The sequence below is a fragment of the Vibrio sp. SS-MA-C1-2 genome (genome assembly GCF_021513135.1).
Classification (GTDB): Bacteria; Pseudomonadota; Gammaproteobacteria; order Enterobacterales; family Vibrionaceae.
On record NZ_CP090980.1, the window covers coordinates 626239 to 642944 of the forward strand.

Annotated in this window: 15 protein-coding genes and 1 pseudogene; 8 read left to right on the forward strand and 8 right to left on the reverse strand. The window is 38.8% G+C overall.

Annotated features, from left to right (window positions below):
- Positions 1–110: 110 nt before the first annotated feature.
- Both L0B53_RS02765 and L0B53_RS02770 read right to left on the reverse strand, forming a co-directional pair.
- Entirely contained in the window at positions 111–836 is a 726-nt protein-coding gene (locus tag L0B53_RS02765; protein WP_235058948.1) for a 3'-5' exonuclease, read from the reverse strand.
- Between the two features lie 32 nt (positions 837–868).
- Positions 869–2761, reverse strand: a complete 1893-nt coding sequence (locus tag L0B53_RS02770) for a putative nucleotidyltransferase substrate binding domain-containing protein (RefSeq protein WP_235058949.1) — start codon at positions 2759–2761, stop codon at positions 869–871.
- Positions 2762–3084: 323 nt separating this feature from the next.
- Between L0B53_RS02770 and L0B53_RS02775 the strand changes: the two genes are divergently transcribed.
- The 3 genes from L0B53_RS02775 (at position 3085) to L0B53_RS02785 (ending at position 5018) form a co-directional block, all read left to right on the forward strand.
- Positions 3085–3990: a DUF808 domain-containing protein gene (locus tag L0B53_RS02775; RefSeq protein WP_235058950.1), complete on the forward strand. Its 906-nt coding sequence runs from the start codon at positions 3085–3087 to the stop codon at positions 3988–3990.
- 127 nt (positions 3991–4117) lie between these two features.
- Complete coding sequence (locus L0B53_RS02780) at positions 4118–4453, forward strand: hypothetical protein (RefSeq protein WP_235058951.1); 336 nt, start codon at positions 4118–4120, stop codon at positions 4451–4453.
- A gap of 187 nt (positions 4454–4640) precedes the next feature.
- Positions 4641–5018 (forward strand): nitrous oxide-stimulated promoter family protein, encoded by a 378-nt coding sequence (locus L0B53_RS02785; protein WP_235058952.1) that lies wholly within the window; start codon positions 4641–4643, stop codon positions 5016–5018.
- A 159-nt stretch (positions 5019–5177) separates the two neighbouring features.
- On the opposite strand, the gene L0B53_RS02790 is transcribed toward L0B53_RS02785, so the two are convergent.
- From L0B53_RS02790 to L0B53_RS02800, 3 genes are all read right to left on the reverse strand, one after another.
- Complete coding sequence (locus L0B53_RS02790; RefSeq protein ID WP_235058953.1) at positions 5178–6668, reverse strand: carbon starvation protein A; 1491 nt, start codon at positions 6666–6668, stop codon at positions 5178–5180.
- Between the two features lie 164 nt (positions 6669–6832).
- Positions 6833–7552: a two-component system response regulator BtsR gene (btsR, locus tag L0B53_RS02795; protein ID WP_235058954.1), complete on the reverse strand. Its 720-nt coding sequence runs from the start codon at positions 7550–7552 to the stop codon at positions 6833–6835.
- Positions 7553–7616: 64 nt separating this feature from the next.
- On the reverse strand, positions 7617–9302 hold the full coding sequence (locus tag L0B53_RS02800; protein WP_235058955.1) for a sensor histidine kinase: 1686 nt from the start codon (positions 9300–9302) through the stop codon (positions 7617–7619).
- Positions 9303–9896: 594 nt separating this feature from the next.
- On the opposite strand from L0B53_RS02800, the gene L0B53_RS02805 reads away from it, so the two are divergent.
- The 4 genes and pseudogenes from L0B53_RS02805 (at position 9897) to L0B53_RS02820 (ending at position 13624) form a co-directional block, all read left to right on the forward strand.
- On the forward strand, positions 9897–10577 hold the full coding sequence (locus L0B53_RS02805; protein ID WP_235058956.1) for a TIGR00153 family protein: 681 nt from the start codon (positions 9897–9899) through the stop codon (positions 10575–10577).
- Positions 10578–10665: 88 nt separating this feature from the next.
- Entirely contained in the window at positions 10666–11868 is a 1203-nt protein-coding gene (locus tag L0B53_RS02810; protein WP_409202792.1) for an inorganic phosphate transporter, read from the forward strand.
- A 401-nt stretch (positions 11869–12269) separates the two neighbouring features.
- Positions 12270–12825, forward strand: a pseudogene (locus L0B53_RS02815) (sigma-70 family RNA polymerase sigma factor).
- Positions 12818–13624 carry a DUF3379 family protein gene (locus L0B53_RS02820; RefSeq protein ID WP_235058959.1) on the forward strand — a complete coding sequence of 269 codons (807 nt, stop codon included), beginning with the start codon at positions 12818–12820 and terminating at the stop codon, positions 13622–13624. Before L0B53_RS02815 ends, L0B53_RS02820 begins: the two are co-directional and overlap by 8 nt.
- 168 nt (positions 13625–13792) lie before the next feature.
- Here the strand turns inward: L0B53_RS02820 and L0B53_RS02825 are convergent, their stop codons facing one another.
- Positions 13793–14221: a spondin domain-containing protein gene (locus tag L0B53_RS02825; protein ID WP_260115534.1), complete on the reverse strand. Its 429-nt coding sequence runs from the start codon at positions 14219–14221 to the stop codon at positions 13793–13795.
- Positions 14222–14250: 29 nt separating this feature from the next.
- The gene (locus L0B53_RS02830) at positions 14251–14517 is read right to left on the reverse strand and encodes a hypothetical protein (RefSeq protein WP_235058960.1); all 267 of its coding nucleotides are present in this window, start codon (positions 14515–14517) and stop codon (positions 14251–14253) included.
- Between the two features lie 498 nt (positions 14518–15015).
- Between L0B53_RS02830 and L0B53_RS02835 the strand changes: the two genes are divergently transcribed.
- The gene (locus L0B53_RS02835) at positions 15016–15810 is read left to right on the forward strand and encodes a nucleotidyltransferase domain-containing protein (protein ID WP_235058961.1); all 795 of its coding nucleotides are present in this window, start codon (positions 15016–15018) and stop codon (positions 15808–15810) included.
- A gap of 31 nt (positions 15811–15841) precedes the next feature.
- Here L0B53_RS02835 and L0B53_RS02840 read toward each other — a convergent pair whose 3' ends face one another.
- Positions 15842–16687 carry an AraC family transcriptional regulator gene (locus tag L0B53_RS02840; protein WP_235059708.1) on the reverse strand — a complete coding sequence of 282 codons (846 nt, stop codon included), beginning with the start codon at positions 16685–16687 and terminating at the stop codon, positions 15842–15844.
- Positions 16688–16706 lie beyond the last annotated feature (19 nt).

Sequence of the window (16706 nt, forward strand, 5' to 3'; positions counted from 1 at the left end):
TAACAATAAAAGAGCCACTATCTTTTCTATTAGAATCGATAGTGGCTCTTTTTTATTGTTAATTTATGTATCAACAAAAAGCGACAGTAGGACTTGATATATGACTGACCTTAACGCCAAATGTCCTTAATTGGGGTTTCTGGCGTGTAATGGTAAGCAATTTGCGCCTGTAAAAGCTCCGCCGTTGCGATAGCATCAACTAATGCATGATGAGGTTGATAGACAGGCAGACCGTATCGTTCTCGGCTATTTGCTAAACGAATTGATGCAGGACGACGACGGCGGAGTTTATTTAATAAGCCTCCTGTGAGTCGCTCTTGGACTTTTGCCTCAAGATCCATTGTATCTACTACTGGGAAAGTAATGCCTTCACCTACGCGCTCTAGCAGTGCACTATTGAGGAAATCACGTTCGATATGTCGATAGTGAACCACAACAATTTTACCTGCCAATGCATCTAATACTTGCTCTAAAACACGACGCAAATCCGGAGCATCACTAATATCGGAATGAGTAATACCATGGATCACGACCGACTCTTCTTCAAGTGGTGTATTTGGATTCACCAGCCAATGAGCAGATTCACGGCAGTAGATTCGATTCAGATCAAAGGGAATTAAGCCAATACTGACTATATCATCTTGATCAGAGTCTAATCCTGTAGTTTCAAAATCTAATGCAACGAATGGAACTTGATTAAGCGGTGTCTCTGGATCGATAACTCCACAATGATAAAAGTGCTGCAATCGAGGGTCTACTGCCTCGATACAGCGATCTTCAAACAGTTTGCTCCATGATAACTCTGGATTTTTTCTTCGAAATAGTCCTTTAAGCATGGTGGCATCCTCTTTTTAACATCAACTCTTCCTTAATTTAACCGGTTTGCGGTATAACGGAATTTGAGATAGTTCTGGGCATTACTTAAGATCTGGAAAGCATCTTTTAAGTTTCGGCGCTCAAAATCTGAAAGATCTTCAGGTTCGATATTATTATCAGGCTCTCGCTCGGCTTCGACATCTAAAGCTTGGTGGCGAATACGCACGGTTGAGATAAACTCCATCGCATCACGAAGGTCTGGCCCTCGACCTTGAGGAATAATACCGGCTTCGATAATGTCATCTAAACGTTCAAAAGAGTTCTGAGCGCGAGAGCCAACAGCTAAGGCGTGAACACGAATTAAGTCAGCAAGAGGCGCTGTACCTCGACGTTTTAGGTTGATTGAGTTACGGTGACGGCCATCTTTTTCCATCACGAAATCTTTAAAGAAACCAAGGGGAGGTGTACGATTTAAGGCGTTACGAGCTAAACACGCTAAGAATCGATTGTTCTTTTTCGCACGACGGACAATAAAGCCATTAAGCTGTTCTGCCCATTTCGTTTTACCCCAAACGCCATCTAAGTCGAAGAAAATCGAGCTATTTAGTAGAGCAAGGGGTTTTGGATTATCGATCCAGTCAGCAAAGCACTCTTCCCATTCTGTTTGGGTTTTACGCCAATCTGGGTTAGTTGCCATAATTCCGCCTTCACAATAGCTATAACCACATGCATCGAGACCTGCACAAATAAAGGTTGAAATATTGATGAAATACTCTTCGTGAAGAGCAGGATCGTAACTATTATCAAGGATGAAAGCATTATCTTGATCGGTCACAATTAATTGTTCATCACGCGCCATAGAGCCAAGTGCAACTAAGCAATAAGGAATGGGTGGTGGCCCAAATTCTTCTTCCGCTAATTCTGCGAGACGCTGCTTAAAGCTACGTCCTATCACCGACATGGCACTGCCGATCATGTGTGAGTTTGCATCTTCATTAACCATGCGCGCAAAACAATCTTTGACTTGTGCAGATAGGTAGACCATCTCTTCAACAGATTGTTGTTGGAAAATACTACTGACTAACAGGATGCTGTTTTGAGATTCATAACGAACGATGTCAGAAACTTCAATAATACCTATGGGTTGTTTATTGCGTAAAATGGGTAAGTGATGCACGTTATCCCGCAACATCATTAATATTGCTTCAAAGACATAACCATTGTGATCAAGAGCGATAAGTTCGGTTGACATCACTTCTTCAACTAAGGTGTCTGTTGGCAGTCCTGCCGCTAAGACTTTGGTACAGAGATCGCGATCGGTAATAATACCAACGAAGAGCCCATTGTCGTCATCGTCGTCTTCTTCTGGAATACGATCCGGATCAGTAATTAATAGCGCGGAAACATTTTCATCCGCCATTAATTGAGCCGCGGTTTGAATATCTTCGTTTTTAGGAAGGAAAACGGCTTCGCGAGAAAGTAATGTTTTTACTTTTGATGTTGTTAAATCATTGCCATCTTTAGCATTTGAGACCGCATGACGTAGACGAGCCTGATCATCAATCTCAACGAAGTCGGCGAACTGTTCATATTCATCACATAGCGCTCTAAAAAGTGCTTCTGGAATCGTATAAACGAGAGAATCTTCAATTGCTTTTGCAGGGAAACGGCTTTTATTATTGAAAAATAGCCCCATCTGACCAAAGATACTGCCTTCATCCAAACGATCATAAAGCTCACCAGTCCGTCGGTAAAGTTCAACCACACCACTACGAACCATGTAGAGATCTTTGATTTGATTCCCAAGCTCGAGGATCATGCTGTCTGCTCGATAGTAAGCGATCTCTGTTTGACGAGTTACTTCATCCAACGCCTCTTCCGGGAGAATATTGAATGGGGGGTATTGTGCTAAAAAACCCTGAATTTCTTGTAATTCTACTTCCATATACCACTCTATATCGAATCAATGATGGGATAAATAATAGCAGCCTATCGGATCAGACAACAGACTTTAGAAATAAATATCCAGTTGGGGAGTAGATATAAGAAAATTAGCTTGTATTCTTATTATACCCTTTTATTTGAACTGGCTAACACGTAAGTTTGGATTTGAGAAGATTCAAGCCGCTTCAATGATAATGGGAATATCCCTTAGAACTTGGAATTAATTTAATATCTTTTTATTTTATAATGCTGATTTTAAGTTATTTTGTCGTGGGTTGTGATGAGTTATTGATTTATAACATATGAGTAAATATAGAGGAAATAATGGCTGGATTAAGCTTGCTAACCCTGTTAGATGATATTGCCGCAGTTCTTGATGATGTCTCATTAATGACGAAAGCTGCCGCGAAAAAGAGTGCAGGGGTGTTAGGGGATGATTTAGCCTTGAATGCTCAGCAAATGGCTGATATTCGAGCTGAGAGAGAGTTACCTGTTGTTTGGGGAGTCGCTAAAGGCTCGTTTAGAAATAAGTTGATTCTTGTACCCGCCGCTTTGTTGATTAGTTACTTTGCTCCTTTTTTAATCTCATGGCTATTATTATTAGGTGGGTTGTATCTCTGTTTCGAAGGGGTTGAAGCGATCATTGAAAAGTTTTTCCCACATGTTGAAAATGATGGGGATAAACGTGTTAGTTACAGCGATGATAACTACCCTGAGTTTGAAAAAGCGAAGATCCAAGCGGCTGTTAGGACTGATTTTGTCCTCTCGACAGAAATTATCGTGATAGTTTTAGGCACCGTCGAAGGACATAGCTTAGTTACTCAGCTAATTGTATTGAGTATCATGGCAACCTTGATGACTGTGGGTGTTTATGGTTTTGTTGCAGCGATTGTTAAACTTGATGATGTTGGCTTCTTTTTATTAAAAAAAGACAAGTTAAAGCGTAATGCATTCTATCATACAATTGGAGCTGGTCTCGTTGCTGCTGCACCTCGTTTGATGAAACTGCTGGCATTAGTTGGCACCATTGCTATGTTTTTAGTTGGTGGGGGTATTATTGTCCACACTGTTCCTTGGTTAGCAGAACAATTGAAAACGTTAGATACCTTACTGTCGATTCCTGCATCGGTTGTCCCTGTGTTTGATTATATTTTACATGGTATTTTGGGTGTTTTTGTTGGGTTAGTTTTAGTTGGAATTTTCACTTTAGTGAAGCGCATCAAAAAATAGTTGGGAATTAATTAATCTACATCAAACTTATTCAAGCTTTATTTCTAATATATTGACTTGCTCTGTTGCATACTCAAAAATAGTTGCAAATTAAATGCACCTTTGTGTGATGACAGGAGTTGAGAATATGATTTGGCGTCGAATTTTAATATTTATCGCATATTGGATGGTTGCAGCGCACTATTTAAGAGGTGGTGACGTAACGGTTGTCGTCGCAATTGCGTTAATTCCTTTTTTGAGTTTTGCTCGAAATATAATTGCCCAACGTCTTATTCAGTTAGGTTTAATATTGTCGGTCTTTTTTGTTTGGGTTCCAACAACATTAATGATTGCACAAACTCGGGTTATTTTGGCTGAGCCTTGGATAAAAATGGGATTAATTATGGCCGTTGTGATGACGTTTACATTGATTGTCGCTTGGTTTGCTGAACAATTAAGTGAACCTAAAAGAGCAATACAATAAAATTCCCACAATATATCGGAATAACGTCGAGTTATACCTAAAAGATAAGCGTGCTAGTAGGCGGCAAGTGAGTGAGACTCCGTGAGTATAGATGCACTATATGATGGGACTGAATAAATGTAGCCAACAACCTAGCAGCTTCAAGTATGATGGGTATAAATGGATATTAGTTAATGATGAGTAAAGCATGGCAGTAGAACTATTAGGTAAACTACAATCTGAATTTAAGATGGTTAAAGCGATGATGACGCTTTATTGTCATGCTCATCATCAAACGGATACAGATTTATGCGCGAAATGTGAAGATCTCGCTAATTATGCAGAAATGCGCCTAGATCGCTGTCCGTTTGGTGAAGATAAACCAACGTGCAATAAATGCCCAATACATTGTTATAAGCCTGAGCAGAAAGAGCAGATGCGTCAAGTAATGATCTATGCCGGTCCTCGTATTATGCTCAAACACCCAATATTAGCGATTAGTCATTTGATACGAGAGAAGAAACCCGCACCCAGTAAGCCAGAAACCAATAACTCTAATCGCCTTAAACGTAAAGGTAAGTCATAAAAAATGAGAAGTGACGGATAAAATAAGCGTGGCTAGAGAGTCATGTTATGGATTCTTGGATTGATAAAATAGAACAAAGCCAGTGAATGACCTGTTTTAAATAATTCAGGGTTCACTGGCTTTTTAGATCTTAACTATTTATTAAAAGCAGTCAATCAATTAGCACTTATTTACTTTGATTTTCATCTTCTCTTCAACGGGTTCGTCTAAATCTGCTTCGCCTTTCCCTTTTGTCGTTTTAATAACATAACCGGTAATTAGCAGCATAGAGATTAAACCTACAATGGTTGAAATTCGCATATCTAAGCCAAAGCCCAACGTACTGTTATTTAAAATAAAGGTGATAACAACCGTTGTCATAAACATGGCTGGAATCGTTGTGATCCAGTGAAATTTATTATGACGAAGCAGGTATGCAGATGCAGTCCACAACATCATTACCGCTGTCGTTTGGTTAGCAAAACCGAAGTAACGCCAGATAATACCAAAGTCCACTTGAGTTAAGATGCCACCAATAACAAAAAGAGGGAGAGCCATCATTAAACGATTACGCAGATTCTTCTGATCAAGCTTAAAGTACTCAGCAAGGATTAAGCGACTAGAGCGGAATGCCGTATCACCCGAAGTGATAGGCAAGATAACAACCCCTAAGAAAGCCAAAATACCACCAAAGACACCTAATAGACCGATTGATGATGAGTAAACGACATTACCTGGGCCACCATTAGATACCGCTTCTGATAGGCTTTCTACTGAGCCAAAGAAAGATAACGCGATAGCACACCAAATTAAGGCGATAACACCTTCACCGATCATTGCACCATAAAAGACAAAACGACCATTCTTTTCATTTTCAACGCAACGTGCCATTAATGGCGATTGGGTTGCGTGAAATCCGGATATTGCCCCACAAGCAATGGTAATAAATAGTGCAGGCCATAAAGGAAGGTTATTTGGATTCATGTTGGTGAACATCTGGCTCATCTCATAATCTCCCAGCAAAGAGTACTCACTAGAGAAAGAAATCGCCGTAATTAACCCTACAGACATAAAGATTAATAGCGCACCGAAGAAGGGATAGAAACGACCAATGATCTTATCAACTGGAACAATCGTTGCCACAATATAGTAGGCAAAAATAATGATAACCATGGTGCTTAATGGCAAGTTCATTGATGTTTGATCGTTAATCAAGTTAGTTAACATGCCAGCCGGAGCAGAGACAAAAACGACACCTACTAATAATAACAAGACAACAGCGAATACGTTCATAAAATGTTTAGCGCCATTACCTAAGTAACGACCAGTAAGAGTGGGAACAGATGCGCCTTTGTTTCGAATCGATAGCATACCAGAGAAATAGTCGTGAACGGCACCACCAAAAATACAGCCAACAACAATCCATAGCATAGCGGCAGGACCATATAGTGCTCCCATGATTGGACCAAAAATTGGCCCCACACCTGCAATATTTAATAGCTGTACTAGGTAAACTTTGGGAGTGGACATCGGTACATAATCCACGCCGTCCGCCATTGAATGTGCGGGTGTTTGACGATTTTCTTGGATACCGAAAATATTTTCAACAATTCGACCATAAATAAAATAGCCTGCAATTAATGCCGCTACCGAGAGTAAGAACCACGCCATAATAATTATCCTTTTAATCCATTTGGCAAATTAGCCACTTCTTATACATTGAAAGGAAGTGACCACATAGCCTGTTATCATAATGAAATAATGATAATTTACATTGTGTTATTGGTTGAGTGGTTATATAGCGTCCTGAGTGGTAAGTGATTAAATTGCGTGGATTAATTTGGGCAATAAAGGAAACGCTCTTTGAGTTCTTTAAGGTAACGGCGACTAACCGGAACTGTGTGATGATTAAGGGTAATGATTTCACCTAAGCCATTTTCTAACAGTTTTATTTCTTTGATTGCGAGTGGATGAATAAGATATTGACGATGACAACGAATCATTGGGGTTTTTTCTTCTAATACTTTTAAGGTGAGTGGCGTTGTTGCTTTTATATTTTTACTGACAACCGTTACCCCAGAAATCTCCGAATAAGCGGCCTCTATCTCTTTTGGGGAAAGCATAATAATACGGTGGAGCCCTGAACATGGAATCAGCTCTAACATCTCTTGGGTAATGGCAGAATAATCTGTTGTGGAGCACTGTTTATTTAATCGAGTTAATGTTTTTTCTAATCGTGGTCCTTCAACTGGCTTAAGTAAGTAATCAAAAGCATTTTCTTCAAACGCTTGAATCGCAAACTCATCATAAGCTGTCGTAAAGACAACAAATGGCATGGTGTCCGGATCAAGCATGGAGAGCATTTCTAATCCAGTTACTTGTGGCATTTGAATATCTAAAAATATGACGTCAGGCTTTAATTGATGAACCATTTTTAACCCAAGAATAGCGTTTGGTGCTTCCCCAATCACTTCCACATTATCACTTTCTGATAGCAGTGTGTTAAGTTCATCTCTTGCGTAATGTTCATCATCAATGATTAATGCTTTTATCATAGTGTTCTTAGTTTCTTTATTTACTTGAGTTTGATGTTGGATTTGATGTTTTGGTTATCAGTGCTCATAACAATGGAAATGTGATTTTCGCTTTCGTCCACCGTTGAGGCTCACAAGTTATAGTTAAACCAAATTGATCACCAAACTGATTTTTTAACCTTTTATCAACAATTTGCAATCCTAACCCATTACTTTCAATCTTATTGATATCTGGATCAGATAATTGAAAATTTCCGGCGTTATCAGTAATGCTAATGCAGCCAATACCATGACTAATTTCACCTTTAATCGCAATATGCCCACTCTCTAATAAGGTTGAAGTCCCGTGTTTGATGGCATTTTCAATCAGCGGTTGTAAGGTAAATGATGGGAGCGTGCAGTTAAGTAATCTATCGTCGATATCCATTTTTATTTCTAAACGGTCAGAAAAGCGAGCCAGTTCAATTTCCATATAGGTATTAAGGTGAATGATTTCTTCTTTAATTGGAACTAACTCTAAACTTTGTTTGAGATTACGACGGAAAAACTTTGCTAGATATTGAATTAATTGTCGTGCTTTCTCTGGGTCTTGGCGAGTAATAGCACTAATGGTATTCAAGGTATTAAAAAGAAAGTGAGGATTTACTTGGGCTTGTAAGAGGCGTAATTCAGCTTTTGCGAGCAGTGCTTGTTGTTCTGTATAGCGTCCCGTTAAGATTTGATTTGATAGTAGCTTACCAATACCTTCACCTAAAGTTAGGTTTACGGTTGAAAACAGTTTTCTTTTGGGTTCATAGAGTTTAATCGTGCCTAAGACTTTATGGTGTCCGTCAATGAGAGGGATCACTAATACAGAGCCTAATTTACATTGCTTTGAAAGCGAGCATTTATAACCAAGTTGATAACCGTCAGCATAAACCAAACTCCCTTCCTGGATGGCTTTTAAGGTATGAATTGAAGAGATGACCCGACCCGGTTTATGATGATCATCACTGATACCGACAAAAGCTAATATTTTTTCTCTATCGGTGATAGCAACCGCACCTACTTCGGTCTCTTGGTGAACAATTCGTGCAATTTCGGCTGTCGTTTGTTGGTTAAAACCATGGTGCAGAATGCCCACCGAACGTTGGGCAATTTTTAATGCTCGATTAGAGAATAGGGTTGAATATTTATCGTAGATTCGCTTTTTATCATCGATAAAGCTCATAAAAAGAGCAGCACCTAATGCATTAGAGAACATCATTGGCACCGCGATCATTTCAACTAATGAAGCTGCTTGTTCAAAAGGTTTAGCGATAATAAGGATTATCATCATTTGGACGACTTCTGCTAGTAAAGTCACCATAAAGATAATCCCTGGCTTGTAGAGCTTATCAATGTCATTCTTACGTAAGAAGTAGAGGTGAATTAATCCCCCGATCAATCCCTCCGCTGTGGTAGATACTGCACAGGCTAAATCGGTAAAACCGCCCATGCTATAGCGATGCAGCCCTCCGGTTAATCCAACGGCAAAGCCAACAAATGGCCCTCCTAAAATACCCCCCATTACCGCTCCAATTGCTCTGGTATTTGCAATAGCATCACCGATGGCGAGACCAAAGTAAGTGCCTAAAATACAGAAACTACTAAAAACGACATAACAAGAGAGTCGCTGAGTTAATCTACCTGAGATGGTGGTTAATGGAATAAATAGCGGCGTCTTACTCAGTAGATAAGCGATAACAAGGTAAACACTGAGCTGCTGGAATAACGAAAAAATCAGTTCCATTGATAAATCCAAAATTAATTACGGGTATACCTAACGTCATTGGCGTTGCTAGTCGGCGGCAAGTGGGTTAAATATCGAGTTTGTGACATCACTTATTGTACCGTTTTAGTTTGTCGCCACAACCAATACGTCAGTTGACTCAAATAAGAGAAGCTAGCCTCAATAACTTTTTTATGATGACCAATCACAAATAGTTGTAACAGGACTGAAAATTCAAAACAACTAATGCTCGCAATCAACGGTGCTTAGGCTAGAATTAAGAGAGATTTATCGTTTAATTGCTTTCTGTTTTTTATGGTGAAAGTGGTTTGTTGTGAATGTGTTTGGGATATGTTTTTTTATGGAAGATGAGTTGTCATTTTATTGAAATCTAACTTTCATCGGATTGTCATGGATACGTCATGTAGCTGTCATATTTCTCTTGGATTGTAATATAACTGTCATATTTGTCCTTTACTATCACCATCAAATCATAGAGAGACAAATTTAGTTAAGATAATTAATAAATAAAGAGATAATTAATCTGTAAGTCTTATTGGGTGTTGGAGAGTTCTTCAACATAATGATTTTTTCATTTTATGGTTGTTTAAAGTTATGTCAGTAAATTCAATTTTTGATGTTTTTGGTAAATCTCCAATCAAACCGCTGCAAAAGCATATCGATAAGGTATCTGAGTCAGCAAACGAATTAACTCCTTTTGTTGATGCAGTGCTTGCGCAAGATTGGGCAAAAGCTCAAAAGCATCAAGAGAAAATCAGTTTTATTGAAGGTGAAGCAGATAAGTTAAAGCGAGAAATTAGATTATCTTTACCAAGTGGTATCTTTATGCCAGTACAGCGTACAGATATTTTAGGTCTAATTACTCAGCAAGATAAAATTGCAAATAAATTAAAAGATGTTGCAGGCCTTATGATTGGTCGTCAGCAGACTATTCCAGCAGAAATGCACGATAACTTTCGTCAATACGTAAAGCGTTGTGTTGATGCTGTAGATTTAACTGTTGAAATGATTAATGAGTTAGATAGCTTATTGGAAACGGGGTTCCGTGGTCGAGAAGTTCAGCTTGTTGTTGAAATGATTCAGAAAATTGATCGCATTGAAGGTGATACAGATGTCATGCAAGTTGTGCTACGTCGCCAATTATTTGAACTGGAAAAAGATTTAAATCCAGTTGATGTTATCTTCATGTATAAAACCCTTGAGTGGATTGGCGGAGTTGCCGATCAAGCAGAACGCGTTGGCTCAAGATTAGAATTAATGCTAAGTAAAGCATAAGCACAAAAATAAGGTATTTATTGTGTCTGATATTTTAGTAAATTATGGTTACATTTTAATTATTATTGCCGCTCTTTTTGGCTTCCTTATGGCGTATGGTATTGGTGCGAATGACGTTGCCAATGCGATGGGTACATCTGTTGGGTCTAAGGCATTAACCATTAAACAAGCAATCATTATTGCAATGATTTTTGAGTTTGCAGGGGCTTACCTTGCAGGTGGTGAAGTTACATCAACAATCCGTAAAGGCATTATTGATTCAAGTTACTTTACTCACCAACCAGAATTATTAGTTTACGGTATGATCGCGTCGCTACTTGCAGCGGGTATCTGGTTAGTATTTGCTTCATTATTAGGTTGGCCTGTTTCAACAACTCACTCAATTATTGGTGCGATTATTGGTTTCGCAACGGTGGGTGTGGGTGCAGACGCTGTATCTTGGGGTAAAGTAGCAGGTATTGTAGGTTCATGGATCGTCACACCTGCCATTGCCGGTATCATTGCTTATTTACTATTTCAAAGTGCACAACGCCTTATTTTTGACACAACGAACCCGGTAGCAAATGCAAAACGTTACGTTCCTCTTTATATGGGTCTATCAGGTTTTATTCTTGCGCTAGTAACAATTAAGAAAGGCCTTAAGCATGTTGGTTTACACTTCTCTGGTTTTGAAGCGTACGCATTAGCGATATTAATTGCAGTTATTGTTGCTGCGATTGGTAAGTATTTCATCTCAAGAATCAAGCTATCTGGCAATGATAATAACCATGGCTTTGATGATGTAGAGAAAATCTTTGCAGTACTGATGATTGTTACCGCGTGTGGTATGGCATTTGCTCACGGCTCTAACGATGTTGCGAATGCGATTGGTCCACTAGCTGCGGTTGTTTCTATTGTTCAAGCTCAAGGTGAGATTTTATCTAAAGCTTCTTTAGCTTGGTGGATTCTTCCTCTTGGTGGTGTCGGTATTGTTATCGGCCTTGCAACATTAGGTAAGCGTGTAATTATGACGATTGGTCACAACATCACACACCTTACACCAAGTCGTGGCTTTGCTGCTGAACTGGCTGCTGCTTCAACGGTTGTTATTGCATCAGGTACAGGTCTTCCAATATCAACAACTCAAACCTTAGTCGGTGCGGTTCTGGGTGTAGGTATGGCTCGTGGTATCGCAGCGCTTAACTTAGGTGTGGTTCGTAACATTGTTGTTTCTTGGGTGATTACTTTACCTGCAGGTGCTGGTCTATCGATTATCATCTTCTACATTATCCGTTCAATCTTTGGCGGTTAATAAAAATAACAAGTATACCCACAGTAATTGGCGTTGCTAGTAGGCGGCAAGTGAATGAGGCCCCATGAGTATAGAAGTATCATATGATTGGGGCGAATGAATATAGCCAGCAACCTAGCAACGTCAAGTAAGAAGGGTATAGATATGCTTTAAGTGAATAAACTAAAACATATCTATAAATAAAAAGCCTGAGTCTCCTCTAACTGCATATTGCAATTAGTCGAAGATTTGGGCTTTTTTGTTTTGTTCCCCGAAACATCAATTTAATTTTCTTAAACGCTCTCCTCCCAAAATGAATAATTCGAGTATTGACTCTTAATTTTTTCAAAAATCACCAAAATAAATTTCATTGATAAATGACTCACAGTTATAACATTGGTGTTACACTCTTTTTTTGAAAAATATTGAACTTATTTGGAAAGAAATTACAGAGTTTACGGGTCTATTGTTATGGATAAACAGAAACGTTATGAAACGCTAGTGAGGGCGTATCATAAAGATCTTTATCGCTATGCGTTTTGGCTAGTTAAGGATAAAGCAGTTGCAGAAGATTTAGTTCAAGAAACGTGTTTAAGAGCATGGAAAGCCCTAGATTCTTTGACGAGTGAGCAGTCAGCAAAACCTTGGCTTATCACAATTCTTCGTCGTGAGAATGCGAGGCGCTTTGAACGAAAGCAACTTGAATTAGTTGATATTGATGATCACCAACAAGATATACGTACTGACGATGACTCTCATCATCAAAATCAATGGTTACAGCAGCAGATTATGAACCTTGATGAGGAGTACCGAGAGCCGTTATTACTTCAAGTTCTATGTGGCTTTTCTGGGGATGAGATTTCTGATATTTTGAAATTGAATAAAAATACGGTTATGACACGATTATTTAGAGCTCGGAATCAGATTAAAGATAACTTAAATGAGCGAGCTGAGATTAAGGAGTCCAATAATGGATGAATTAGAATTCCGTCGCCTGATATTAGCGGATCCTCAAAATAAGGATGTAGAATCCCAACAAGCGATAGAGAAGATGTTAGATTTAGATCCGCAAGATTCGAAACCGTTAAAGCATTTCGCTGAATCCACTCGTCAACTAGATGAACAGTTAGCTGATGTCATGAACGTCGACGTGCCTGATGAGTTAGCTGATAAGATTTTATTTATGACGGCAGAAAAAGCGGAAACCTTTCAAGAAAAAGAGCAAAAAAAGGACGCTCCATCAACAAATAATGTTGTTGAGGTTAACTTTACTAAAAAAGCGATGACAATCGCTGCATCAGTCGCATTTGCTATCGGCTTAGGTGTGGGTCAAATTCACTGGACTCCACTTTTGGTCGGCACTGCTCATGCAAATTTAGCGGATATGGCGACTCAACATGTCTTAGATGAAGAGCCTTTTGTTGGCCAACTTGATGAAAAAGTGACCATGAGTCAAATTAACAGTAAACTTGAACCCTACGGTTTTCAGTTTACAAAAGATTTTCCGCACCATGTTTACTTTCTAAACCATTGTAGCTTTGGTGATCAAACCGCATTGCATTTAGTGTTTGAAGGTAAGTACGGTAAGGTCACACTTTTTGTTACTAAAATTGAGAGCTCAGATATCTCTCGATTTGAGCAAGCGGGTATGCAAGGAGAGATTATGCCTCTTAATGATGCGAGTTTAATTATGCTTGGGGATAAATCAGAAAACCTTTCGGCAGCAATGACGGAGTTTACATCACTGATTGAATCAAATCATAGTGTAACTTTTTAAATCAGAAGCTATTTATCCCTTTCTGTACCGGCAACAGCCGCTATTTTCACAAAAATTTAATTGTCTTTATCTGTCGTAAGGTAAAACAAAAAAAACCACTGATTAATTTGTGATTAATCAGTGGTTTTTTATATATCCTTCTTACTTGAAGTTGCTAGGTTGTTGGCTTTATTCAATTCGTTTAATCGTTAATGTTCCCATTGGGCCATCAAAACGGTCGCCAAACTCAAGAGCAGATGTCGATAACTCTTGGTCAGTTAATACTCCTCGATGAACTGAAATGAAACCTTCTGCATTGACACGTTCACTGTTATAACCTTCTCCTCCAGCGGCGGGTAGTGTTGTACTTGATTCACTATTATATTCGGTACCAGCGTCCCAAGGGGTTAATGAGTAGCTGATCATTTCATCAATGGCTAAGTTTGAGATCATTAGGTTATTTTTACCAATAAAGCCATCGTTGGTTGGAAGCAACATGCCGGCTAATGAGAGATAACCTAAGTTATTAGTATCATTAATGGTGACACTATAGCTATCTGATGGGTCAAAATGATTTGCTCGTGAGTGTGCCGAAAGTTTCTGCGATCCCTCCGCTATTTTCTATGTCGCTCTGTAATCCAGAGACATCACCCCCTTTCAGCCATCGCCTCAAGGGAGTCTGAGAATGATTCTCCAACAGTGAAATATCCTGTACTGTCATCATGAATGGCGACTGAAACTGCAGCAAACTCTATTCCACTGGTTGCGTTAGTTAGTTCGATCTCTAAAGATTGTGCCTGAGACAGTGCTGAAAAAAGAGTGGTGGCAACAAATGAGGTTTTGAGTAATGACTGAGTCATTGTTGATTTAGTGAAATGTGCTACTGGTGCTAGTGCAGTTGTTAATATTGACATGTTAAGTCCTTCTGACATTGTGTTTGGGTTACATTAGAAGAACGAGTAATTCAGAATTTAATTTCAAAAAAATTAACTTTTTATTAACCTTACCTCTCCAGATAACAAGATCAATGACAAATGAAATATGTTGGTTATGTAAATAACATATTGTATTAAAAGTATTTTAAAATTTATTTATATATGTTTTTTTGAGTGATATTTTTGTGAAACAATCATGAATTAATTTCATTTTATGTATGATGACTGAAAAGGTAATTGAAAAAACTGCGCTGAATGGAGAGTCAGGAGTATGGAGATAGGGTTACAAATTTGGGGCGGTGGATTTTATTTTATGAGTTTTATAAAAACCTGAACAGTTTAAGAGACTTAGTTAAGAGAAGATAATTTTTGTTGCAGTCTAACGAATTCAAAGCATTACTATAATGCTGCGTTAATTTTACCGCACTAACTGCCAACTGCGTGGTTTTAACTGTTCGTTAAATATAAAGGTAAAATATGAAATATCCTAAAACTCTCCCAGCAACGCATAAAACGCTTTTAGATCGAATTATTTATGTTTTACAACAAGATCCAAGAGTCGTCGGTATTGGTGCAAGTGGTTCTTATGCGACAGACACACTTGATAAATACAGTGATCTAGATTTAGTCATTGCGATTAAGCCTGAGCAGTTTGATACTATTATGAATGAACGTTTTGCAATTGTTGATAGCATTGAAGGGAAAATCGCAGCCTTTACCGGTGAGCATGTGGGAGAACCACGGTTAGTCATTGCTCTTTATGCACCAGATGCCATCCATGTCGATTTTAAATTTGTCTCGTTACCTGATGCCGTTATTCGTGTTGATGATACCAAAGTGCTTTGGGAACGAGGAACATTACTCTCTGACACATTCAAAACCATGGATGCAAAATACCCTCAACCTGACCCGCAATGGATTGAAGATCGTTTTTGGATTTGGACACATTACGCGACGACTAAAATTGCCTGTGGTGAGTATTTTGAAGCACTGGAGTTTTTATCTTTTATTCGTACCGTGGTTCTTTCTCCGCTAGCATTAAAACAAGCGAAGCTGACCCCGTCAGGTGTGCGTAAAATTGAGAATCGCTTACCTGACTTCAGTAAAAAACTGGAATTAACTGTAGCAAAACCAAAAAAGGTAGAACTTATATTTGCACTTAAACAGTGTATTGAGATCTATTTAGCATTAAGAGAACAAGAAGTGATCGAAAAGAATCTTGAAGCACAAGCCTTGTGTTTGCAATACTTTGACAATGATACTCATCAGTAGACGTTGTTAGGGGCATATTATTGCCCCTTTTTTAATTAGAGATTGAGTTTACTCCACCATAGGTATCAATGGTTAATCCACGTTCTTTTTCATAGGTTTTTGGAGTGAAGCCGAGTTGTTTCTTCAGGTATCTGATTAAATGAGGTTGATCGCTAAATCCAAATTTCAATGCAATTTCTGTCCAATGTAAATCGCTAGACTCTCGCTGGTAGAGATACTCCAACATTGCCTCTAATCGCTTCATGGATTGACATTGTTTAAGTGTTAACCCCGTTACTTTCTGAAAGCTTCTTTCGATTGTTCTTTGTGAGCAATGAAGCTGTTTGCCGAGATCTGAAATAATAATTTCATCTAAATACGCTAGCGCCGCTCGTGTAATTTTGCTGTGTTGATCCTCATGGGACTCTTTAAACCAAGGAGCGAATAAAGCATCAAGTTGCTCCACACACTGTATTGGTTTTTGTCGCGCCAGTTCAATTAAAGTGCTCTCATTAAAACCTAGTTGCTTTAATCGCCCAGATGCTTTTATCGTTTCGATATTATCAAGCTCTAATGGTCGTTTAGATAAATCAGATAAGCTATAGAGCGCACCAATATGAAACTTGACTCCAAGATGCACAAAAGGGTTGGAATGATCTAACTCGAACGTTTGTTGATGTGGATATAGCCAGTGGCTACCTTGACCAGTGATAAACGTCGAATTCAAACGATAGCAATAGGCTTGATCCGCTGGAGAAATAATTAAATGAGCAGATGGATCGGGGTTAAGTTTTGGGAATTGATAAGTCTCTGAGTTTGAGTCTTTTTCGATCAACCAATAACATTCGATATATTTCGCTATATAGGCAGATTGTGGCGGTTGGATCCAATGAATCATCATTTACTCTCTTTGTTTC